The following is a 21,936-nucleotide window of genomic DNA, read 5'->3' as shown; positions in this document are numbered from 1 at the left end:
ACCCAGCCGGCTATTACCCGTTCTTCGGTACGCGCCCTACGCCCGCGCCTGGCCGAGCATGCTCCGAAGGGCCTCGGCGTCGACGTTGGCGCCGAAGGGCTCGGTGCCCGGTTCCAGGCGTTTGCCTTCCGGCAGCGGGCCGATCAGAACGGGGTCGAAGCCGAGGGCGTCGACGAGGTCGGCCACCTCGGCGGCGTCCTCGGCGGCGCCGGCGACGGCGATGGCCTTACGGTCGGGAGATCCGGCGGGGCGGGGGCCTTCGTCGAGGTCGTGGTAGCCCATGTGGTTGAAGGCCTTCACGACGCGGGAGCCGGGCAGGAACTCCTGCACGATCTCCGACGACGACGTCCGCGGGTCGGTGAGGTCGTCGCGGATGCCGTCGACCTCCCACCAGTAGTTCATCGCGTCGACGACGAGCTTGCCGCGCAGTTCGGCCACCGGGATCGTCCGGTACTTCCCGAGCGGCAGCGCCAGGATCACCACGTCCGCCGCGGCCGCCTCGGCAGCGGTCACCGCGACCGCGCCGGGCGTCACGACCTCGACGATCAGCGCGATCTTCGAGACGTCGCCGGACCCCGCGATCAGCACCTTGTACCCGGCCGCGACCGCCAGCCTCGCCAGCACCGTGCCGACCTTGCCGGCGCCGAGAATGCCGATGGTCGTCACTTGGACTCCGCCAGGAGCTCGCGGACCAGCGGGACCACCTTCGTCCCGTACAGCTCGACCGCCTTCAGCCGGGCGCTCGTCGGCAGCGGGCCGCCGGAGTAGATCAGGTCGAACCGCTTCGCGTCGATCGCCCGCACCGCGCCGGCGATCCGGCGCGCCACCGTCTCCGGCGAGCCGACGTACATCGACCCGTGCAGCACCTCGGACTCGAACTCCTCGCGCTTCAACGGCGGCCAGCCGCGGAGCGCGCCGATCCGGTCCCGCATCACCTTGTACGGCGCGAAGTAGATCTCCTTCGCCTCCTCGTCGGTGTCCGCGACGAACCCCGGCGAGTGCATCCCGACCGGATGCGCGACGGTCCCGAACTGCTCCGCGGCCCGCTGGTACAGGTCGACGTACGGCGCGAACCGCTCCGGCGAGCCGCCGATGATCGCGAGCATCAACGGCAGCCCGTAGTACGCCGTCCGCACCACGGACTGCGGTGATCCGCCGACGCCGACCCAGGTGGTCAGCCGGCCGGACTCGGTCTTCGGGTAGACGTCCTGGCTGTCCAGCGCCGCCCGGACCGTGCCTTCCCAGGTCACCGGCTTCTCGTCGAGCAGCCGCACGAACAGCTCCAGCTTCTCCTCGAACAGCTTGTCGTAGTCGGCCAGGTCGTACCCGAACAGCGGGAACGACTCGGTGAACGACCCGCGCCCGAGGATCACCTCGGCGCGCCCGTTCGACAGCGCGTCCACGGTCGAGAACCGCTGGAACACCCGCACCGGGTCGTCCGAGCTCAGCACGGTCACGCCCGACCCGAGCTTGATGTTCTGCGTCTTCGTGGCGATCCCGGCGAGCACCGTCTCCGGCGTCGAGATCGAGAACTCCGGCCGGTGGTGCTCGCCGAGCGCGATCGCGTCGACGCCGATCTGGTCGGCCAGCACCGCCTCGTCCACCACCTGCCGGATCGCCGCCGCGGCGGTCACCGGCGCACCGGCGTCGTCCACCGGGATGTCCCCGAAGGTGTCGAGCCCGAAGGCGACCTCGGTCATGTCTGCACGCTCCTGTCCAGTCCCAGCAAGTCTAGGTTGACATGTCAACACCAGAGTGGGCGGGGTTCATTCCCAGTGCCGCAGCTTGTCCGGGTTCACCACGATCCACACCGCCGCCACCTTCGCGCCAGTGACCCGCAGGCTGACCACCGCGACGACCCGGCCCGCGACCCGTAGTACGACGCCAGGCTGCCCGTTCACCGCCTCGACGGACAGCTCGACGCCCGGGACAATCAGCTCGGTCACCCGCCGCGCGACCTCGTTCGGGCCGTGGCTCCGACCGGGCGTGCCGACCCGGCCGCCGCCGTCGCTGACCGCGACGACCTCCCGGGTCAGCAGGCTCCGCACCGCACCGGGACTGCCGGCGCGGCACGCCGTCGCGAACCGGTGTACGACCGCATCTTCGCTTCGCTTGAACACACTGATCCTCCTGCTCAAGCGACCGCGGTCAGCTTCGCCCCGTTGAACTGCCACATCACCTCTCGGATCCCGTCGGCCGAGACCGAGACGATGCAGACCGCGAACATCCTGTTGTCGCGGTACAGCATCGCGCCCGCGGCGCCGTTCACCTCACCTAGCTCCACTCGAACGTCGTTCCAGAAGTGCGAGGCGAACGCGCGGTGGAACTTCGCCACCCGTTCCCCACCGACGACCGGGAACTTCGACACCTGGCGCGCGCCGTTCCCGTCCGAGTAGCTGACCGCGTCGGCGGTCAGCAACCGTTCGAGCACCGGCAGGTCACCCGAACGGGCCGCCGCGATGAACGCCGTGAGCAACCTCTTCTGCTCCGGCCCGGTCACCTCCGTACGACCTTCCGCGCGGATCCGCTTCCGCGCCCGGCTGACCAGCTGCCGAACCGCCGGCGCCGTCGTCTCCAGCATCGAGGCCAGCTCGTCGTACGGGTAGTCGAACGCCTCCCGCAGGATGTACGCCGCCCGCTCGGTCGGCGACAGCCGCTCGAGCACCAGCAGCACGGCGAAGCTCAGCGCCTCGCCGTGCTCCGCCCCGAGGTACGGGTCGGCGCTGGTGTCGACCGGCTCCGGCAGCCACGGCCCGATGTACGTCTCCCGCCGGGCGCTAGGACGTGAGTGCGGCGAGGTTCTTCAGCGTCGTCTGGAGGACGTCGGCGATCGGTACGTCGTCCGGTGCGCTGATCCAGCGTTCGAACGAGACGCGGAAGACCGCGACACCCGTTTCGGACGCGAGGGCGGCGATGTCCGGGGGGACGCCGCGGTCGAGCAGGGCCTGGGTGAGGGCGGTGGTGAGCTTTGCCATCTTGATCAGCTCGCGTTCCTGCAGCTCCGGCGTCGACATGATCACCGCGGCGCGGCGGCGCGAGTACTCGCGGCGGATGTCGTCGAAGAAGTCGGCCGAGGCGAGCACCGCGGTCGTCATCGCCGCCATCGGGGTCGCGTCCGCCGGCGCGGCCGCGAGCGCGGCGACCATGTGCTCCTGCAGCAGCTCGGACCCGGCGAACAGTACCTCGCGCTTGTCCGCGAAGTGCCGGAAGAACGTCCGCGCGGTGACCCCGGCCCGGTCGGCGATCTCGGCGACGGTCGTGCCGTCGTACCCGCGCTCGGCGTACAGCGCCATCGCGGCCTCTCGCAGCCGTCCGGCCGCGTCCGGTTCCCACCGTCCCATGCCGCCGATCCTAGCCGATGTCATCGAGTGACATCAGGGTGTAGCATCGGTGATGTCAGTCAATGACATCACTTCTGGAAGGACAGTCATGCGCGTATTCATCACCGGAGCGTCCGGGCACGTCGGGTCGGCGCTGGTCCCGGAGCTCCTGCACAACGGTCACCAGGTGCTCGGCCTGGCGCGGTCGGAGGAGTCGGCGAAACGGCTCACCGAGTGGGGCGCCGAGGCGGTCCGCGGCGACCTGCACGACCTCGACCGGCTGCGGGCGGCGGCCGCCGCGGCCGACGGCGTCGTCCACCTCGCGTTCCGGCACGACGCGATGGTCGTGGGCGACCTGGCCGGCGCGGCGGAGTCCGATCTCGCCGCCCTGCAGGCGATCGGCGACGCCCTGGCCGGCACCGACAAGCCGCTCGTCAGTACGTCGGGCACCGGCATGCTCGCGCACCTGCAGCAGGGCCGGGTCGCGACCGAGGCGGACCACGACCCGAACGGCGGCTACCGCATCGACGCCGAGAACTTCGTCGTCGACCTGGCCGGCAAGGGCGTCCGTACGTCGATCGTCCGGCTGCCGGCGATCACCCACAGCCGCCTCGACCTGCACGGGTTCGCCCCGTCGCTGATCTCGTTCGCCCGGCGCAACGGTTTCGCGGCGTACGTCGGCGACGGGAAGAACCGGTGGCCGGCGGTGCACACGCTCGACGCGGCCCGGGCGTACCGGCTCGCGCTGGAGTCCGCACCCGCGGGCAGCCGGCTGCACGCCGTCCAGGACGAGGGCATCGAGTTCCGCACGATCGCGGAGGCCATCGGCCGCGGGCTCGACCTGCCGGCGCGTTCGGTCACGCCGGACGAGGCGGCGGAGTACGTCGGCTTCCTGAGCCAGTTCGCCCAGATGGACAACCCGACCTCGGCGGCCCGGACGAGCGAGCTGCTCAACTGGCAGCCCACCCACCCGGACCTGCTCGCCGACCTCGCGGAAGGCTTCTACTTCAAGGAGAACTAGACCTTCAGGACCGGCGCGACGGTCTTTGACTTCGAACCCTCGTAGGCGGCCAGCAGGATGCCGAGGACGGCGATGCCTTCCTCCTCGGTGTGCAGCGGGCGCTGCTTGCCGGCGAGGGAGTCGGCGAAGTGGCCGATCTCGGCGACGAACGTGTCGACCGGCTCGAACTCGAACGTCTCGGTCTCGCCGGAGCGCAGCCGGTACGAGAGCGTCGTACCGTCGCTGGTCAGTGAGCCCAGCTCGCCGACCGCGGAGAACCGCTCGGTGGACTCGGCCGGCTGGTACGCCCAGCTGGTCACGAGCTGCCCGACGACTCCGTTGTCGAACCTGATCAGCACCTGCGCGGAGTCCTCGCCCTCCATGAACTTCAACCGGTGCGTGGAGAGCATCGCGGTCGCTTCGACCGGCATGCCGCCGGCCAGGTGCAGCATCAGGTAGGTGGGGTGGTACCCGGTGTCAATGAGCTCGCCACCGCCACTCGTCTTGCTGCTCGCCCGCCAGCCCATCGTGCTCGGGTCGAAGTCGTTGTAGAAGCTGTCGGTCGTCCGGACCTCGTAGACGGTGCCGATCGTGCCGCCCTGCAACAGTTCCCGCGCCTTCGCGACCGCCGGCATGAACAGCTGGTTGTGCGCGCACATCAGCGTCACGCCGTTCTCGGTGACCGCCTTGCGGACGTCGGCCGCCTCCTCGGCGGACAGGCACAGCGGCTTCTCGCAGAGGATGTGCTTGCCGGCTTCGGCGGCCGCGACGATCGCGTCCCGGTGCAGATGGTGCGGCAGGCAGATGTCGACCGCGTCCAGCTCCTCGCCGGCCAGCATCTCCTTGTAGTCGGTGTACGGCGTGGCGCCCAGCTCCTCGCCGCGCTTCTTGGCGGTCTCCTCGACGGCATCCGCGACGGCCGTCACGCCGATCTTGCCGGAGTGCGCCTCGTACCCTTTGATGTGCGCCGAGGCGATCCCGCCCGCGCCGATCAACCCAACCTTGATCATCTGCTACTCCTTGTAGGAAATCACTCGGTTGGACTCGGCCGCCGCGTTCGCCGCCACCACCAGGCGGGTCAGCTCGACCGCACGTGCGATGTTGTCGTCCGCGCGGGTGCCGTCGTTGATGTGATCGACCCACTGCGCGAACGCGTCCGGCGCATGCTCGGGTACGTCGACCTGCTCGCCGTTCACCAGCAGCACGTTGCCGGCGTCGGTGTACGTGAGCGTCCCCTCGGTCCCGAACAGCTCGATCGTGAACGGGTTGTTGCTCGCGAATCCGGCCTCGATCACGCCGATCCGCTGGTCGCCGTACCCGGCCACCACGACAGCGTTGTCCTCCAGCCCGCGCCCGGCGATCGAGCGGTACGTCGCGCTCACGGTCTCGGGCTGCGCGCCGAGGAACAGCTGGGTCAGGTACACCGGGTGGCAGCCGAGGTCGGTGAGCGCACCGCCGATCGCGGCCTTCGGCTCGAAGAACCGCTGCGGCAGCCAGCCCTCCTTGCCGTCACGGCCGATCGCGCCGTCGTGCGACAGGCGGACCCGGCCGTACGTCAGCGTGCCGAGCGTGCCCTTGTCGAGTACTTCGCGGATCGCCGTCGTGTAGCCGTGGTACAGCCGCGGCAGTGAGACGACCAGCTTCACGCCGGCGGCGTCGGTGGCGGCGACGATCTCCTCGGCCTCGGCGACCGTCGGCGCCAGGACCTTCTCGGTGAAGATGTGCTTGCCGGCCCGGGCGGCCTTCACCATGATGTCGCGGTGTACGTCGGTCGGCGTCGTGACCACCACGCCGTCGAGATCGTCGCGCGCCAGCAGCGCGTCCAGGTCGTCGACGTACTCGGCACCGAACCGCTCGGCGCCTTCGCGGCCGCGGTCGGCGTCGTCGTCCCAGACGGCCACCAGGTCCGTCCCGGGATGCGCCTGGGCCTGTCTCGAGTAGTCGCCGGCATGCACGTGCCAGAAGCTGAGCGTCGCGATCTTCAGTGGATTGGACACGCTGGTCCTCCTCAGTGGAAACCTGCGGAAACGTTTCTGATCGACCGTCGGCAGATCACGGTACAACGTTGTCAGGAGTCCGCAACAGGGTTCTTCCGGGGGCGTTCACACGCTGAGACCCGCGCGCAGTCCGGGTGCTTATAGTTATCCAGGAGACCAGGATTAGGAGTCGCGGATGAGCGAGGAGCCGGCCGGCGGGGATCTGTCCCGGTTGCGCCAACTGAACGCGACCGCCGTCCTGCGGGAGTTGCGCGGAAATCAGCCGCTGACGCTCACCGAACTGTCGAAACGCACAGGACTGTCGCGCGCTTCCACCGAGGACGTGGCGCGGGACCTCCTCGGGCGCGGGTTGCTGGTCGAGGTGGCGCCCGCCGCGGGCGGCGTCGGCCGCCCGGCACGCCGCTACCGCTTCAACTCCGGCGCCGGCCGGCTGCTCGGCGTCGACATCGGCGGCCACAAGATCCTCGCGCTGGTCACCGACCTCGACGGCGAAGTCCTCCACCAGGCACGCGTCGAGGTCCCGGCCGAAGCCGGCCGCCGCGAGCGGCTGGCGGCCGTCGACAAGTGCGTCACCAAGGCACTCACCGCGGCCGGTATCCCGACCACCCGCCGCTCCGCCCGCACCCCCGATCAGCGTGGGCAGCGTGGCGTGTCGATCTGGGCGGCCGGGGTGGCGACGACCGGGCTTGTGGACGGTGCGGGGAAGGTCATGTTGTCGGACTCGCTGCCGGAGTGGAGCGGGGTTGATCTGGGGGCGCATGTACGGCGGTTGGTGCCAGGCGCCGTGCGGGTGGAGAACGACTGCAAGCTCGCGGCGCTGGCGGAAACGTGGCGTGGGGTGGCGCGGTATGCGAAGGACGTGGTGTTCCTGCTCGCCGGGCTGCGGACCGGGGCCGGGCTGATCATCGACGGCAAGCTGCATCGCGGCTTCGCCAACTGGTCCGGCGAGATCGGCGCCCTCCCCGCCGCAGGCTGGCAGCAGGCCCCACAGCATCTCCACACCTGGCTCGAGAACAACCCACCCACCACCCCACGCCCCGCCGAAGCAGGAGCCGGCGCGGAGGCGGGGGCCGGGGTGGAGGCCGGGGCCGGGGTGGGCGAGGGAGGCGCGGGGGTGGGTGGGGGTGGTGAGGTGGTGGATGGGTTTGAGCGGGTGTTCGGGGCGGCTCGGGCGGGTGATGGGGTGGCTCGGGGGGCGGTGGAGCGGTATGTGCAGGATCTGGCGATCGGGGCGTCGGCGTTGGTGCTGGCGCTGGATCCGCAGTTGGTGGTGATCGGGGGCGGGTTCTCGCGGTCGGCGGACGTGATGGTGGAGCCGTTGCGGCGGGAGCTGGAGCGGTGGTGCCTGCGGACGCCGGAGATCCGGGTCTCGGCGTTCGCCGACGAAGGGGTGGCGCTCGGGGCGGTCCGGCTCGCGCTGGACGAGGTGGAGGCGGCCATCACCGACGGGCTCAGACCTTGACATAATTTCCCTGGACTCCATGATTATCCCATCGCCACGCCCAGCGAGAGGAAGCATCATCATGCGTCCGTTCCGCCTGCTCACCACCCTCGCCACGGTCGGCGCGCTGCTCGCCGCCGTCGTCACGACCCCGGCCCACGCCACCATCAGCGGCGCCGGCGCGACCAACACGGCCACCACCGTCACGTACCGCTTCAGCTACACCGGCACCCCGCAGTACCTCCGGACGTACGTCGACACCGACCGCAACCTGTCCACCGGCTACGCCCAGGGCGGCATCGGCGCCGACTACCTGGTCGAGAACGGCAACCTCTACCAGCACACCGGCACCGGCTGGAGCTGGACGCTGCTGAAGGCAGTCACGTTCACGAACACCGGCGGTGTCGCCCAGTGGACCGTGAACCGGTCGGACCTGGGCGAGGCCGCCACCCCCGGCGACGCCGACCTGGTCTTCCAGGCGGAAGCGCCGCTCGAGACGTCCACGAAGTACACCCAGATGTACACCGGCGGGACCGGCGGAGTCACCTACACCCCGTCGACCGACAACTTCGCGAACCCCGAGCGCGGCCTCTACCACCACACCGGCGACTGTGACAAGGCCGACTTCTCCCAGGCCACCCTGGAGAACTACCGCACCACCCAAGGCATCTCGCTGGTGATGTGTGTCTTCTACCTGGCGGACTACAAGAACGGCCCGATCGCGCAGACCGCCCTCGACCACCTGCAACAGCAGATCAACATCGTCCGCGCGGCCGGCCTGAAGATGGTGCTCCGCTTCGCCTACACGACCTCGACCACCGGCGACGACACCAGCAAGGACCGCGTCCTCCAGCACCTCGACCAGCTGGCGCCGTACTTGACCGCCGGACAGGACGTCATCGCCGTCGTCCAAGCCGGCCTCATCGGCGCGTGGGGCGAGTGGTACTACACGCAGAACTTCGGCAACGCCGGCACGATCTCCAGCACCGACTGGGCGAACCGCAAGGCGGTCACCGACAAACTCCTCAGCGTCGTCCCGAGCTCCCGGATGATCCAGCTCCGGACGCCGAAGTTCAAACGCACCATGTACTCCACCACCGCCGTCCAGCCCTCGGACGCCTACAACGGCTCGGCGCTGTCCCGGATCGGTCACCACAACGACTGCTTCCTCGCCAGCCCGGACGACTTCGGCACGTACGAGAACACCTCCGTCGAGTACCCGTACCTCCAGGCCGACACGACGTACGTCGCCATGGGCGGCGAGACCTGCGGCACCAACCCGCCGCGTTCCCAATGCCCGACCGCCACGACCGAACTCGCGCAGTTCCACTGGTCGTTCCTCAACACCGACTACGAGCCGAACGTCCTCAACTCCTGGAACACCGGCGGCTGCCTCGCCGACATCACCAAGAACCTCGGCTACCGCTTCCGCCTCGAGTCCGGCACCTACCCCGCCACGGCGGCCCGAGGCGGCAGCTTGCCGATCTCGTTCACCGTCCACAACGACGGCTACGCAACCCCGTTCAACCCCCGCAGCCTCGAGCTGGTACTGCGGAACACCTCCACCGGCAGCACCTACAAGCTCCCGCTCACCGCGGACCCGCGCCGCTGGACCGCCGGTACGTCGACCACCGTCGACCAGACCGTCACCGTTCCGGCCGGCGTCCCGGCAGGTTCGTACGACCTGCTGCTCAACCTGCCGGATCCGCTCCTGTCCACACGCCCCGAGTACTCGATCCGCCTCGCGAACCAGGGAACCTGGGACGCGGCGACCGGGATGAACTCGCTCCTGCACACGCTCACTGTCAGCTAGGAGATCCCCAGATGAGACGGCTCGTCACAGCTCTCGCAGCGATCGGTCTGCTGCTACCTACTCAAACGGCCATGGCACAAGAAGCTACGACGGTCACCTACACGACGAACGACGAGGTGATCGCCAACCAGGAGCGCGGCTTCTACCACCACGCCGAGACCCACTATTACGCCGACAACTCCGGCTACGTCCCGCTCGACGTCACCAAGCTGCGCACCTTCCGCACCCAGGAGCACATCACCCAGGTCCTCCGGTTGTTCTACCTGGAGAAGTTCGCGAAGCAGGACGTGATCGACAAGCACTACCTCGACCTGATGCAGGCCGACTTCAACGCCGCCCGCGCCGCCGGCGTCAAGCTGATCGTCCGCTTCGCCTACGCGCTGCCCGGTGCCGGGTGGCCGCCGCCCACGCCGTACGGCGACGCTCCGGTGGCGCGCGTCCTCAAGCAGATCAAGCAGCTCACTCCGATCCTGCGGGCAAACTCCGACATGATCGAGGTCGTCCAGTCGGGGTTCGTCGGGCTCTGGGGCGAGGGCTACTACACCGACTACTTCTCGAACCCCGCGGACCCGAGCCAGGTCTCCGACCAGAACTGGGCGGACCGCAAGGCGGTCGTCGACGCGCTGCTCCAGGCGCTGCCGAAGGACCGGATGGTCCAGGTGCGGACGCCGTACATGAAGCAGCGGATGTACGGCGTACCGACCGGGACCGCGGGCGGTCTGACCGCGGCGCAGGCGTACGACGGGTCCGCGGTGGCGCGGATCGGGCAGCACAACGACTGCTTCCTCGCGAGTCCCGACGACTACGGCACATACCTGAGCGACCCAATCGAGCTGGACAAGGATTTCGTTGCCCAGGACACCAACTATGTGCCGGAGGGCGGTGAGACCTGCGGCGTGGACGCGCCGCGGTCGGAGTGGCCGTCGGCGGCGGCCGAGATGGCGCGGCTGCACTTCTCGTTCCTGAACATCGAGTACCACCCGGACGTGCTGGCGAGCTGGGGGTCCAACATCGAGATCGCGAAGCAGAAGTTGGGCTACCGGTTCGCGCTCACCCAATCCACCGTGAGTCAGTCCCGTGGAAACGTCCGCGTCAACGTGCAGCTGCGGAACGACGGGTGGGCGGCACCGTACAACCCGCGCCAAGTCCAGCTGATCTTCCAGAACAGCAAGCACACCTACAAGTACAACGTTCCCGCCGATCCCCGCCGCTGGAACCCCGGCGCCCCGATCACCCTGAACTGGACAGTGAAAGCTCCCCCAGTACCAGGAACCTACAAGGTGCTGCTCAACGTGGCTGATCCGAAGCTTCAGGGGCAGGGCCGGCTGCCAGGTTCCAGTGAGACCTACAACGCGGTGTATGCGCTGCGTTTCGCGAACAACGGAACCTGGCAGCCGGCCACCGGCTACAACGACCTACAGCAGACGGTGACTATCCGATAGGTGCCCAAGGCCCGTAAGGATCGCCCGGGACCTGGTTCCGGGTCCACCACTTGGCCTGGTAGCGCTTGTTCTGGTAGAGCACCACGTCGCCCTTCTCGAAGATCCTGGACGCGGTCCACAGCGTGGTCCCGTCCTCGGTCATCGCGAGCTCCTGCCAGGCGCCGTACGGATCGCCCGGCGTCTGGCGGATGCTCGCCCAGGGAGCCAGGTACGGCTTGCCCTGGTACGAGACCTTGTCGCCGGCCTTGTACAGCGTCTTCGCGTTCCAGGCCGGCGGCAGGTTGACACTCACGCTGACAGAGCCCTGCGCGGCCTCGAACGTGTCGCTGCCCGAGTACGACGCCGTCAACGCGTGCACACCCGCGGCCAGCCCGACCGGAAGCGTGAACGTCGCCTTGCCCGCGGTCACCGGTGCGGTGCCCCGCACCTTCGAGCCCTCGAGCAACGAGACCGTCCCGTCCACCGGCAGGCTCCCGGCGGTGACGTTGACGGTCACCTTGGCCGCCGTACCCCACGGGACCGACACGCCCTGGGCCGTCACCGTCGGCCGGCCCTTGCGGGTCCGGAACACGGCCGGCTGCGCGACCGCGGTACCGTCGTCCGCACTGCGAGCGGTGACGATCCAGCCGTACGACGTCGCCGGGTTCAGCCCGGTCCACGTCGCGGTCGCCGTACCGTTGGCGGTCACCGTGTCGGTGCCGACCACGCCGTTCGGGACGTACGCGGCCAGCGAGTCGGTGCTGAACGACGTCTTCCGCGTGGTCAGGTCGACCGGCAGCGTGAGGTTGTCCTCGGCGCCGTTGTACCGCGGCTTGGTCTGGCTGCCGTCCTGGCGGAGGTCGTACTCGGTCGCCCCGAAGTTGTTCAGGAACGGCGAGTACGTGTCGATGTGCATCTCCGCCCGCTGGACGTCGAACTGCAGCAGCCGCAGGAAGCTCGCCCCGAACTGCAGGCGGTCCGTCGCCTTGTGGTCCGGCGTACCGTCGCCGTTGACGTCGATGGTGCCAGAGGCATCGACCAGCGACGGCCACAGCTCGCCCGCGGGCACCGTGTAGAACTGGTAGTCGGCGAGCAGCTCGACCACGTCGTGCGCGACCGTGACGCCGATCTTCGACTTCAGGTTGGTGCCGACGCCGTGCTCGTGACCGGCCAGCACCAGGAAGACGTTCGGGTTCGCCTCGACGACCTGCTTGTACAGCGGCGAGCCGTCCGGCGACGAGAACGCCGCGCCGCGGCCGTCCGGGTTGGTCGACGGACGCAGGTAGTCGTGGGACAGCAGGATCCCGTTGCGGTCCTTGTACCGCTTGAAGACCGAGTCGGCCCAGTTCGCCTCCTGCGGCGTCACGCCGTACGACAGACCGACCGCGACGAAGTCCAGCCCGCCGGCCGAGAACAGCACGTAGTTGTTCTGGTTGTCCTTGCCCGGGGTGATCGAGCCGTCGGCGTTCACCTTCTCGTCCCAGGCGTGGTACTCGGCACCGGCCGGCCAGCCCTTCGCGACCTCCTGGTACCGCTGCGCGCTGAAGGTCTTGCTGAACCGCGAGGCCGGACCGGTCTCGACTCCGAGCTGGTTGTCGTGGTTACCGGCGATGACCTGGTTGACGACGCCCTTCTTGTCCAGGATCTCCTGGTACGACGACGCGAGCGCGAGCTCCTTCTCGACCTCCTCGTTCAGCCCCGGCCGCTGCAGCGAGCCGTCCGGGTTCTTCGCCAGCGGGTCGTAGTAGTCGTTCTCGATGATGTCGCCGGTGTGCGCGGCGTACTGGATCTTGCGGCCCGCGCTGTTGTCGGCGATCCACTGCACCTCGTTGCGGTACGCCGCCGCCCAGATCGCCTGCTCCTCGGCCGTCATCACGTCCGACGGCTCCTTGACGCCGTCCCAGTCGTCGTACGTCCCGCCCGCGGCACCTTCGGTCAGGTACTGCGTGTCGGTGAAGTGCGCGATCGAGAAGTCGTACGACGCCGGGTCCTCGAAGTGATCCTTGTCGTCCTGCGCCGAGGAGTCGTGCGGCGAGAGATCGTCCGCGAACGGATCCTCCCCCGTCACCAGCACATGCACAACGCCCCCATCCACAAACCGCTCCTCAACACCCGCGGTAAGCACGGTCGCTTGCCCAGCCACCCCCCGCCCGCTGGTCAACACGACCCACTTGTTTGCACCACGGTCCCAGGCCCTCAGTGCAACTACCCTCTTCGGATCAATCGTCCCCTCCCACCGCAGTGTGCTCCCCGCGCCTGCCTTCAGGTCGTACCGCTGGAACACCACATCCCGGCTGGAGGAAGTATCAACAGTCTTCCCGTCCAACGGCTTGAGCGAGGTGACGTCGACCGTGCTGTCGTGTGCTACGTCGAGCGAATCGGGTACATCAGACGCCTCGCCCTGATAGCCCTGAACTGGTGTTACTACGTCAGCCTTCGTGAAGGTCGCGGTGAGCGGGGTGCCGTCTTCGCCGGGGATCTTCGCCGAGAGTTGCGCGGTCTGGGAGTTCACGCCGCTGACGGCCGCACCGAGGTCGGACGGTACGTCGGGGATGCTCGCGCTGGTGAAGTGGATCTCGCGGACGGCCGTGTTGCCGAGGGTGTCGGTGACCGTGACCGCGATCGTGTGCGCACCGGCCGGCAGACCGTGCCCGATCTGGTCGCCCTGCTTGACCGGCTTGCCGTCGATCGTGATCACCGGCGTACCGGCGAGGCCGTTGGCGTCGTCGACGTTCACCGTCAGCGCGACCGTCGACGTGATCCGCTGCCCCGCGGCCGGAACGCTGCTCGTCACCGTCGGCGCCGAGTTGTCGACCGTGAAGTGCCGGGTCGCGGTCTTGTCCGCCACGACCGCCTCGATCGAGTGTGCGCCGTCGGCGATCGTCGTCGTGTCCACGTCGGCGCGCCGCCCGAGCGCCGCGAGCGGCGACCCGTCCGGCGCGGTCACGTCGAACAGGATCGTCTTCCGCAGCACCGCGTTGTGGCTGGACCCGCAGGAACCGTCGCCGATGTAGACGGTCACCGGTGAGCCGGCCGGGTACGTCGCGCTGCCGATCACCACGTTGCTCTCGGCAACTTCCCGCGACAGCAGCGTCGCCTTCGCGCCGTCGGGTGTGAGCTCGAAGTCCCGGAGGGTGAAGTCGTCGTAGTTGTCGCAGCCGCCCGGCTTCGCGCTGCCGTGGTCGGAGCCCGCGACGAACTCGATCACGTTGGTCCCCGGCACCAGCCACTCGTTCGGGAACGTCAGCTCGGCGGTCTCCTTCTCCCAGATCCCGAGGTCCAGCGGGACGCCGTTCACCAGCACCTTGTTGTCGTACCCGTTGTCCGAGCCGTTGCCGCCGACGTACACCTTCAGGCGCGCGTCGGTCCCGGCGCCGAGCGTGTCGATCGTCCGCGCCGTCGGTGCGTCCGCGATCGTGAAGTGGAACTCGGCCTCCTTGTTCGGCCCGCAGGTCCCGTCGCCGAGCGCGAGGACCGCGTCGCTCGTCGCCGCCTTGGTGGTCGTCGACCCGGTCGTGGTCAGCAGGTACGTCGTACCGCGCGTGACGGTGCCTGCCGCGCTCAGGGTCGGCGTACTGATCTTGAAGTCGTCGTGGTTCGCGCAGGTGGCGCCGTTCAGCGTGCCGTTGTAGTCGCCGGTCTTCACCTGGACGACGTTGTCGCCGGGCTTCAGGTACCGCTGCGGCAGCTTCACGTTCGCGGTCTCCGCGCCGCTGACGCCGTAGTCGCCGCCGAGGTCGACCCGGTTGCCGTTCACCAGCAGGTAGTTGTGGTACCGCGCCTCGACCGAGTTGCCCGCCTCGACGGTGACGCCGAACGTCGCTGTACCGGCCGCCAGCGTCTCGTCGTTCTGCGCCGGGCCGCCGTCGATCGCGAGCGAGTCGACGCCGTGGTCGCTCCCCGTCGGTACGGCGGCGATCACCGGCTGCTCGCCCTTGACCACGGTGCCGTCGGCGGGCGTGATCTTCGGGGCGCCGGCCGGCGCGTTGTTCACCTGGATCTTCGCGGTCGCCGCGGCGCCGGAGGCGGTGGTCGCGACGATCGTGTGCTCGCCGTTGCCGAGCTTCGTGGTGTCCAGGTCCGTCCGGAGCCCCGCCGTACTGCCGGGCTCGCCGGTGACGATGAACGTCAGGTCCTGGGTCAGCAGGCGCTTCGAGCTGCCGCAGGTGCCGTCGCCGAAGCTGTAGCTGAAGTCGTTCTGCTCGCCGTCGACCGCGGTGCCGAGCAGGCTCAGGCCGAGGCTGCTGAGCGCGAAGTCGTCGTAGTTCGGGCAGCGGCCGCCCTCGCCGTACGGGAGGACCTCGTAGCCGGTCGCCGCGGTGTTCGTGGTGTCGACCCACGCCGCGCCCGCGTGCACGGAGACCGTGTTGGCGCCGGCGTGCAGCCACTCGCCCGGCAGGTCGAGCCGGCCGCTCTGACCGCCCGGGATGTCCGGGAAGAAGACCTTCTCGGTACGGCCGTTGACGGTCAGGTAGTTGTGGTACCGGGCCTCGGTGCCATTGCCGCCCATGTCGAAGGCGAAGTGCGCCGTACCGGCGGTCTTGTCCGCGTCAAGCTGCCGGCCGTCGACCTTGAGAGCGACCACCGAGTCGTTCTCGGCCGACGGCTCGGCGGTGACGCGCATCGTGCCTTCGAGGGTCTGGCCGTCGCGCACGTTCAGCGTCGGCGCGCCGGTCGACTCCGCGGCGGCGGCCGCCTCGGCGCCGGAGGTGGTGGAGACGATCGCGGTGCCGGAGCCCGCGACCAGCGCAGCGGCGAGGATCGCCGCCGCGGTTCTCAGTCTGTGTTTCATGGCAGGGGAAACTCTCCTTCAATGGCGGTCAGAGGAGCTGTGCGACGGCGTACGCCGTCATCACGACGCCGGCCAGCGTGATACCGGCAGCGGCGAGCAGCGGCGCGACCCGGGTCGCGACGTACAACACGTGGTGCCAACGGCCGCCACGCACCACGACGTTGCTCCCGGCAACAGCCAGCAGCCCGACGCCGAACAGTACGACGGCCATCCCGACCCCGAACGTGATCACCAGCAGCAACGCGAACCCGCCCCGCCCGAGGAACAGCCCCGCGACGAGCACGAGAAACGCCGACGGCGAAGGTGTCAGTCCGCCGGAAACCCCCAGCAGAACCAGCCCAGGCCGCGAATGCCCATGCCCATGCCCGTGCCCATGTCCATGCCCGCGATAGCGCCGCCGCCAACCCAACCAAACACCGGTAGCGACCACCAGCAACCCACCGATCAGTTGGAGGAAACCGGTGAGCTGCTCCATCCGTACGACATTCGAAAGCGACAAGAACGTCCATGCGACCGCGACAACAAGCACCGACAACGTATGCATGACAGCGACCGACCCACCCAGCCAGGCAGCGTCCCTTACCCTCCCCCGCTCCCCCACCAGGTAGGCCGCCGCCAAACTCTTCCCGTGCCCCGGCATCACCGCATGCCCCGCCCCAGCCGCGAATGCCAGGACAAAAGCAACCGGCGGGATCCCCTCGGAATGAAGGAAACCCTCAAGCTGATCAGCAAAGCTCACGCAGCTCGCCTCCTCGAACGTCGTGCGGCGAGGATGCCCGCGGTGGTCAGGAGGGCCACGCCGGCGGCTGCGGCTCCGACTGCGCCGAGTTGGGTCGCCGCGCTTCGGCCGAGGTGTTGTTCGGCGCCGAGTGTCCACTCGTGCTGTTCGGATCCCTCGCCGTACACGGCCCGCGCCCCGTTCGGCCCGGTGGCCAGCGTCTTGTACGCCGGGTTCAGATCGGTCAGCGTCTTCACCGTCACGTCGACCGCGCCGACCGCCCCGGGACACGTGTAGTCGATGGATACACCGGCCTTCGCCAGATCGCTCACCGGCCGCACCGAACCCGGGCAGTCCTTGCCCCGGGTCGCGACGCTGATCCGCCGCAGCAGGTACTCACCGAGCTTCGGCGACGGCGCCATCGCCGTACCGTCGGACGGCTGGTAGATCACCGCGCCGTCCAGCATCACCCGGTCCTGCGGCAGCACCCCGAGCGCGACTCCCAGCAATGTCAGGTCGTCCAGCCCACCGACCTTCCACCGCACATGGACGACGGAACCTTCGGCGTCGATCGCCACCGTCTGCGGATCTCCGAACGGATGCGCCGCCGCCGGCGTGACCCCGGCCAGCGACAGCAACCCCACGGCCGACAGGACCAGCCAGAACCTGCCCAAGCGTCAGCGCTCCGAGTACTCGCGGTCCCCCAAGACACGCGCCACACGCAACCGCGCCGGACTCTGCCAACACCCAGGCAACAAGCAGCCCTTCTCAGGTAGCTCTCAGAAAGCCGCTAAGTGAACGATTGGAACGAGATAGAACGATCGGTCTTGACAACGTTCGGCACCATCCTGCAAGCTCAGTGCTGTACCGATCGTTCTATCTACCTTCAATCGGGAGCAGCACCTGATGTCCACCTCACTCGAAACCGCCGCCGCGAGCACCAAGGCGTTGCGGACCCTCTACTTCACCCGGTTCGGGTTCGCCGTCGTCTGGGCGGTGCTGACGATGGCGATCGCCAAGAGCATCAACCCGGCGGCTGGCGTGCTGCTGGTGATCTACCCGCTGTTCGACGTCGCCGCTGCCGTGATCGACTTCCGTACGTCGGGCAGCACCCGGCAGAGGTCGCCGCTCTACGTCAACATGGGCCTGAGCCTGCTCGCCACCATCGGGCTGGCGATCGCGGCCGCCTCCGGGATCCCCGCCGTACTGCGGGTCTGGGGCGCGTGGGCGATCACCGCGGGCATCGTCCAGCTGGTTCTCGCGATCCAGCGGTACCGGCTCGGCGGCCAGTGGCCGATGATCCTCAGCGGCGGCATCTCGGTGCTGGCCGGCGGCAGCTTCGTCCTGATGGCGGGCAAGCCGGACCCGTCGCTGACCACCGTGGCCGGGTACGCGATCCTCGGCGGCGTCTTCTTCCTGATCTCCGCGATCCGCCTGCACCGCCTTGCCGGGAAGGTGAACTGACATGCCAGTCGACGTCGATGTCGTCGTCATCGGCGCCGGCCCCGTCGGCGAGAACGTCGCCGACCGGGTCGTGCGGGGCGGCCTGACCGCGGTGATCGTGGAACGCGAACTCGTCGGCGGCGAATGCTCGTACTGGGCCTGCATGCCGACCAAGGCCCTGCTCCGGGACGCCGCCGCCCTCCGCGCCGCGCGCGCCCTGCCGGCCGCCGGCCAGGCCGTGACCGGCGCCCTCGACCCAGCCCTGGTCCTGGCCCGGCGCGACCGGTTCACCTCGAACTGGAACGACTCCGGTCAGGTCGACTGGCTGAACCAGGCCGGGATCACGTTGCTCCGCGGGCACGGCCGCATCACCGGCACCCGTACCGTCACCGTCACCCACGCCGACGGTACGACGACCGCCGTACAGGCGCGACACGCCGTGGTGATCTCCACCGGCAGCAGCGCTTACCTGCCGCCCATCAAAGGTCTGGCGGAGGTGGCACCGTGGACGAGCCGAGAGGCCGCCGCCGTCCGCACCATCCCGAAGCGGTTGGCGGTCATCGGCGGCGGGGTCGTCGGATCCGAGATGGCGACCGCGTTCAGCGCCCTCGGCTCGCAGGTGACGCTCGTGTCCCAGACCCGGCTGCTGCCCACCGTGGAGCCCTTCGCCGGCGAGTACGTCGCCGATGCTCTCCGTACGGCGGGAGCGTCGCTCCACCTGGACGTCGAGGCCACCGACGTACGGCGTGACGAATCCGGTGTGGTGCACCTGACCCTCTCCGACGGGCAGACCGTCGACGCCGACGAGCTTCTGGTCGCCGCCGGACGGACGCCCAACACCAAGGACCTCGGACTGGACCAGGTCGGCCTCGTCCCCGGAAGCTGGCTGCCCGTCGACGATGGTCTCGGTGTGGTGGACGACGCCGGCAGCCCTGTCGGTTGGCTGTACGCCGCGGGCGACGTGAACAAGCGGGCGATGCTGACGCATCACGGCAAGTACCAGGCTCGCGCGCTGGGCGACGCGATCGCCGCGCGCGCCCGCGGTGAGCAGGTCGACCTCAGTCCGTGGGGACGCCATGCGGCCATCGCCGACGAGCGCGCCGTCACGCAGGTGATCTTCACCGATCCCGAGGTCGCCGCCGTCGGCCTGTCCGCCGAAGCCGCCGCCGAGGCCGGGCTGAAGGTCCGCGTCATCGACTACGACCTGGGCGCGGTCTCCGGTGCCGCGCTGCATGCCGACAACTACCGCGGGCAGGCGCGGATGGTTATCGACGAGAACCGCAATGTCCTGCTCGGCTTCACCGCCGTGGGGCCCGACGTCGCCGAACTATTGCATGCGGCAACGATCGCGATCACCGGCGAGGTCCCGCTGGACCGCCTCTGGCACGCCGTTCCCGCCTACCCGACCATCAGCGAAATCTGGCTCCGGCTCCTCGAGACCGACGGCCGGTAACCCAACAACAGAAAGCGAGCACGACCATGTCCGACTCCCTCTACACCGCCATCGCCACCTCGACCGGGGACGGCCGCGCGGGAGGCCGGGCCGTCAGCAGCGACGGCCTGGTCGATGTCAAGCTCGCCGTCCCGCCGGAGATGGGCGGACCCGGCGGCGCCACCAACCCCGAGCAGCTCTTCGCGGCCGGGTGGGCGAGCTGCTTCCACTCCGCGTTGAAGGCTGTGGCGGCGGCGCAGAAGGTCACGTTCACCGATTCGGCCGTGGTCGCCGAGATCAGCGTGGTTCCCACCGAACAGGGCGGCTACAGCCTCGCCGCCGCCCTGCACGTGGAGCTCGCCGGCGTCGACCAGGCAGCAGCCGACGCGCTCGTCGCGGCCGCGCATACGGTCTGCCCGTACTCCAACGCCACCCGCGGCAACATCCCCGTCACCGTCGACGCCACCGTCGCCTGAGGTCTAAGCGTCGTCCCGCTGGGCGGTCTGAGCTGCCACTTGGGGCAGCTCGGGCCGGGACGGGCGGGCGATGCCGGCCGCGGCGTACGCGTCGGCCTCGTCGAGGGTTTCGTGTTCGAGGAGCTGGCCGGCGATCGAGTCCAGTTGGGGGCGGTGCTCGCGGAGCAGGCGGCGGGCTTCGGCGTAGCACGCGTCGATCAGTCGCCGTACCTCCGCGTCCACCTTGTTCAGCAGTTCGTCCGAGACGCCGGCCATCCGGGCGTCGCCCTCCGCGGGCAGTACCGAGACCGGGCCGATCGCCTCGGACATGCCCCAGCGGCCGACCATCGAGCGCGCGATCCGGGTCGCCGTCTCGAGGTCGCTCTCCGCTCCGGTGGTGACCACGCCGAGCACCTCCTGCTCGGCGGCCATCCCGCCGAGTGCGCCGATGATCCGGCCGCGCAGGTACTCCACGTCGTACCCGTACCGGTCGGACTCCGGCGTCGACAGCGTCACGCCGAGCGCCCGCCCGCGCGGGATGATCGACACCTTCCGCACCGGGTCCGCGCCCTTCTGGATCATCCCGAGCAGCGCGTGCCCGCCTTCGTGGTACGCCGTCCGCCGGCGCTCGTCCGCCGGCATGACGACGTTCCGCGCCGTACCGAGCTGGATCTTCTCCAGCGCGTCCGTCAGGTCCCGCATGGTGATCTGCGACTCGCCCTGCCGGGCCGCCGCGAGCGCCGCCTCGTTCAGCAGGTTCGCGAGGTCCGCTCCGGTCATCCCGGGCGTGGACCGCGACAGCGCGCCCAGGTCCGCGTCCGGCGCCAGCGGCTTGCCGCGCGCGTGCACCTTGAGGATCGCCTCGCGCCCCGGCTGGTCCGGCGCGTGCACGGTGATCGTCCGGTCGAACCGCCCCGGCCGGAGCAGTGCCGGATCGAGTACGTCGGCCCGGTTCGTGGCGGCCAGCACGACGACGCCCTCGGTCCCGGAGAAGCCGTCCATCTCGGTGAGGATCTGGTTCAGCGTCTGCTCGCCCTCGTCGTGCCCGCCGACCGACCGCGCGCCGCCCCGGGCCCGGCCGATCGTGTCGATCTCGTCGATGAAGATGATCGCCGGCGCCACCTTCCGCGCCTCGCCGAACAGCTCCCGCACCCGGCTCGCGCCGACGCCCACGATCATCTCGATGAACTCCGAGGCGCTCGCGGAGAAGAACGGTACGCCGGCCTCGCCCGCGGTCGCCCGCGCCAGCAGCGTCTTGCCGGTACCGGGCGCACCCGCGAGCAGCACGCCCTTCGGCGCCCGCGCGCCCAGCCGCCGGTACTTGCCGGGATCCTTCAGGTAGTCGACGACCTCCTCGATCTCGGCCTCGACCTCGTCGATCCCGGCGACGTCCGCGAACGTCACCCGCACCGTGCTCGGGTCGACCGGCTTCTTCTGCTGCCCGCCGCCACCGAGCAGCCCGCCGAGACCGCCGCCGGCCCGGCTCCGCCGGAACAGCCAGAAGTAGAACGCTGCGATCAGGATGAACGGGCCGAGCGAGATCAGCAGGTTCCACAGCACGCCGCGCTGCGCGACCACCGGCGTCGCCCGGACCGTGGCGCCGCCCTTCTGCAGTTCGCCGTACAGGTTGTCGTTCGCGAACGTCGGGCGCTCGGTGGTGAACTTCGTGTACGTCGACCCGCTCTTACCCGGCACGTCCGCCGCCTGCTTCAGCCGCCCCTGGATCGTGTCGCCCTGGGCGAAGACCTCCGCGACGTTCTGCTTCTGCACCTGCGCGGCGAAGTCGGTGTACGCGATCGTCTGCTCGCCACCGGCCAGCTGGTCCTGCATGGTGGTGAGCAGGAACAGGACGAGGTAGCCGCCGATGATCCACGCGGCCCACTTCCACCACCGCGGCCGGCGCGGCTTGTCGTCGTCCCCGTGCCCGGCCGGCAGCCCCTCGGTCCGCCACGGCTTGTGCGGCGCCCGCGACGACCTGTCGTCCTTCCGGTCGCCACCCCGATCGGCGCTCCGGTCGGCACTCGGGTCCGCGCCGTTCGGCTCGGAGGCCTGGTCCTTGGCCGGCGGTTCCTTCTCGCTCATGGTGCCCAACATAGGACCTTCG

General features: G+C 69.5%; 18 protein-coding genes. 7 read left to right on the top strand and 11 right to left on the bottom strand.

Features of this window, described 5'->3' with window-relative positions:
- Positions 1-36: 36 nt before the first annotated feature.
- The 5 genes from ACQHIV_RS07390 to ACQHIV_RS07370 form a co-directional block, all read right to left on the bottom strand.
- Positions 37-666, bottom strand: coding sequence for an NADPH-dependent F420 reductase (locus ACQHIV_RS07390; RefSeq protein ID WP_427892712.1), 630 nt, complete (start codon positions 664-666; stop codon positions 37-39).
- Complete coding sequence (locus ACQHIV_RS07385) at positions 663-1,700, bottom strand: LLM class flavin-dependent oxidoreductase (RefSeq protein ID WP_427892711.1); 1,038 nt, start codon at positions 1,698-1,700, stop codon at positions 663-665. Before ACQHIV_RS07385 ends, ACQHIV_RS07390 begins: the two co-directional genes overlap by 4 nt.
- A gap of 66 nt (positions 1,701-1,766) precedes the next feature.
- Positions 1,767-2,120: a hypothetical protein gene (locus ACQHIV_RS07380; protein ID WP_427892710.1), complete on the bottom strand. Its 354-nt coding sequence runs from the start codon at positions 2,118-2,120 to the stop codon at positions 1,767-1,769.
- Between the two features lie 14 nt (positions 2,121-2,134).
- Positions 2,135-2,674, bottom strand: a complete 540-nt coding sequence (locus ACQHIV_RS07375) for a sigma factor-like helix-turn-helix DNA-binding protein (protein ID WP_427892709.1) — start codon at positions 2,672-2,674, stop codon at positions 2,135-2,137.
- A gap of 103 nt (positions 2,675-2,777) precedes the next feature.
- Positions 2,778-3,341, bottom strand: coding sequence for a TetR/AcrR family transcriptional regulator (locus tag ACQHIV_RS07370; protein ID WP_427892708.1), 564 nt, complete (start codon positions 3,339-3,341; stop codon positions 2,778-2,780).
- An 88-nt stretch (positions 3,342-3,429) separates the two neighbouring features.
- Here ACQHIV_RS07370 and ACQHIV_RS07365 point away from each other — a divergent pair, with 88 nt between their 5' ends.
- Entirely contained in the window at positions 3,430-4,341 is a 912-nt protein-coding gene (locus ACQHIV_RS07365) for an SDR family oxidoreductase (RefSeq protein WP_427892707.1), read from the top strand.
- Here ACQHIV_RS07365 and ACQHIV_RS07360 read toward each other — a convergent pair.
- On the bottom strand, positions 4,338-5,330 hold the full coding sequence (locus ACQHIV_RS07360) for a Gfo/Idh/MocA family protein (RefSeq protein WP_427892706.1): 993 nt from the start codon (positions 5,328-5,330) through the stop codon (positions 4,338-4,340). The genes ACQHIV_RS07365 and ACQHIV_RS07360 overlap by 4 nt on opposite strands.
- Positions 5,331-5,333: 3 nt before the next feature.
- Positions 5,334-6,317, bottom strand: a complete 984-nt coding sequence (locus ACQHIV_RS07355) for a Gfo/Idh/MocA family protein (protein WP_427892705.1) — start codon at positions 6,315-6,317, stop codon at positions 5,334-5,336.
- Positions 6,318-6,492: 175 nt separating this feature from the next.
- Between ACQHIV_RS07355 and ACQHIV_RS07350 the strand changes: the two genes are divergently transcribed.
- From ACQHIV_RS07350 to ACQHIV_RS07340, 3 genes are all read left to right on the top strand, one after another.
- Complete coding sequence (locus ACQHIV_RS07350; RefSeq protein WP_427892704.1) at positions 6,493-7,779, top strand: ROK family protein; 1,287 nt, start codon at positions 6,493-6,495, stop codon at positions 7,777-7,779.
- 61 nt (positions 7,780-7,840) lie between these two features.
- Positions 7,841-9,571 carry a DUF4832 domain-containing protein gene (locus tag ACQHIV_RS07345; protein WP_427892703.1) on the top strand — a complete coding sequence of 577 codons (1,731 nt, stop codon included), beginning with the start codon at positions 7,841-7,843 and terminating at the stop codon, positions 9,569-9,571.
- 71 nt (positions 9,572-9,642) lie between these two features.
- Positions 9,643-11,013, top strand: a complete 1,371-nt coding sequence (locus ACQHIV_RS07340; RefSeq protein WP_427892702.1) for a DUF4832 domain-containing protein — start codon at positions 9,643-9,645, stop codon at positions 11,011-11,013.
- Here the strand turns inward: ACQHIV_RS07340 and ACQHIV_RS07335 are convergent.
- From ACQHIV_RS07335 to ACQHIV_RS07325, 3 genes are read right to left on the bottom strand one after another with little or no spacing between them, the layout of a single operon-like run.
- Positions 11,003-15,784 (bottom strand): Ig-like domain repeat protein, encoded by a 4,782-nt coding sequence (locus ACQHIV_RS07335; RefSeq protein ID WP_427892701.1) that lies wholly within the window; start codon positions 15,782-15,784, stop codon positions 11,003-11,005. The genes ACQHIV_RS07340 and ACQHIV_RS07335 overlap by 11 nt on opposite strands.
- A gap of 28 nt (positions 15,785-15,812) precedes the next feature.
- On the bottom strand, positions 15,813-16,523 hold the full coding sequence (locus tag ACQHIV_RS07330; protein WP_427892700.1) for a cobalt transporter: 711 nt from the start codon (positions 16,521-16,523) through the stop codon (positions 15,813-15,815).
- Complete coding sequence (locus ACQHIV_RS07325) at positions 16,520-17,176, bottom strand: hypothetical protein (protein WP_427892699.1); 657 nt, start codon at positions 17,174-17,176, stop codon at positions 16,520-16,522. Before ACQHIV_RS07325 ends, ACQHIV_RS07330 begins: the two co-directional genes overlap by 4 nt.
- Positions 17,177-17,408: 232 nt before the next feature.
- Between ACQHIV_RS07325 and ACQHIV_RS07320 the strand changes: the two genes are divergently transcribed.
- From ACQHIV_RS07320 to ACQHIV_RS07310, 3 genes are read left to right on the top strand one after another with little or no spacing between them, the layout of a single operon-like run.
- Entirely contained in the window at positions 17,409-17,966 is a 558-nt protein-coding gene (locus ACQHIV_RS07320; protein WP_427892698.1) for a hypothetical protein, read from the top strand.
- A 1-nt stretch (position 17,967) separates the two neighbouring features.
- On the top strand, positions 17,968-19,398 hold the full coding sequence (locus tag ACQHIV_RS07315) for a dihydrolipoyl dehydrogenase family protein (RefSeq protein ID WP_427892697.1): 1,431 nt from the start codon (positions 17,968-17,970) through the stop codon (positions 19,396-19,398).
- Positions 19,399-19,424: 26 nt separating this feature from the next.
- A complete protein-coding gene (locus ACQHIV_RS07310; protein ID WP_427892696.1) occupies positions 19,425-19,853 on the top strand; it encodes an organic hydroperoxide resistance protein in 429 nt (142 codons plus the stop codon).
- A 3-nt stretch (positions 19,854-19,856) separates the two neighbouring features.
- On the opposite strand, the gene ftsH is transcribed toward ACQHIV_RS07310, so the two are convergent.
- Positions 19,857-21,914, bottom strand: a complete 2,058-nt coding sequence (gene ftsH, locus ACQHIV_RS07305; RefSeq protein WP_427892695.1) for an ATP-dependent zinc metalloprotease FtsH — start codon at positions 21,912-21,914, stop codon at positions 19,857-19,859.
- Positions 21,915-21,936 lie beyond the last annotated feature (22 nt).

The organism is Kribbella polygonati (genome assembly GCF_050320105.1).
In the GTDB taxonomy this organism is placed as follows: Bacteria; Actinomycetota; Actinomycetes; order Propionibacteriales; family Kribbellaceae; genus Kribbella.
This window is presented reverse-complemented; position numbering and strand designations above follow the sequence as displayed.

Bases quoted from the DNA above. Each gene is read 5' to 3' on its own strand.
- ACQHIV_RS07335 (WP_427892701.1), bottom strand. From the start codon at position 15,784: ATGAAACACAGACTGAGAACCGCGGCGGCGATCCTCGCCGCTGCGCTG.
- ACQHIV_RS07345 (WP_427892703.1), top strand. From the start codon at position 7,841: ATGCGTCCGTTCCGCCTGCTCACCACCCTCGCCACGGTCGGCGCGCTG.
- ACQHIV_RS07315 (WP_427892697.1), top strand. From the start codon at position 17,968: ATGCCAGTCGACGTCGATGTCGTCGTCATCGGCGCCGGCCCCGTCGGC.
- ACQHIV_RS07320 (WP_427892698.1), top strand. From the start codon at position 17,409: ATGTCCACCTCACTCGAAACCGCCGCCGCGAGCACCAAGGCGTTGCGG.
- ACQHIV_RS07310 (WP_427892696.1), top strand. From the start codon at position 19,425: ATGTCCGACTCCCTCTACACCGCCATCGCCACCTCGACCGGGGACGGC.
- ACQHIV_RS07360 (WP_427892706.1), bottom strand. From the start codon at position 5,330: ATGATCAAGGTTGGGTTGATCGGCGCGGGCGGGATCGCCTCGGCGCAC.
- ftsH (WP_427892695.1), bottom strand. From the start codon at position 21,914: ATGAGCGAGAAGGAACCGCCGGCCAAGGACCAGGCCTCCGAGCCGAAC.
- ACQHIV_RS07385 (WP_427892711.1), bottom strand. From the start codon at position 1,700: ATGACCGAGGTCGCCTTCGGGCTCGACACCTTCGGGGACATCCCGGTG.
- ACQHIV_RS07350 (WP_427892704.1), top strand. From the start codon at position 6,493: ATGAGCGAGGAGCCGGCCGGCGGGGATCTGTCCCGGTTGCGCCAACTG.
- ACQHIV_RS07340 (WP_427892702.1), top strand. From the start codon at position 9,643: ATGGCACAAGAAGCTACGACGGTCACCTACACGACGAACGACGAGGTG.
- ACQHIV_RS07365 (WP_427892707.1), top strand. From the start codon at position 3,430: ATGCGCGTATTCATCACCGGAGCGTCCGGGCACGTCGGGTCGGCGCTG.
- ACQHIV_RS07370 (WP_427892708.1), bottom strand. From the start codon at position 3,341: ATGGGACGGTGGGAACCGGACGCGGCCGGACGGCTGCGAGAGGCCGCG.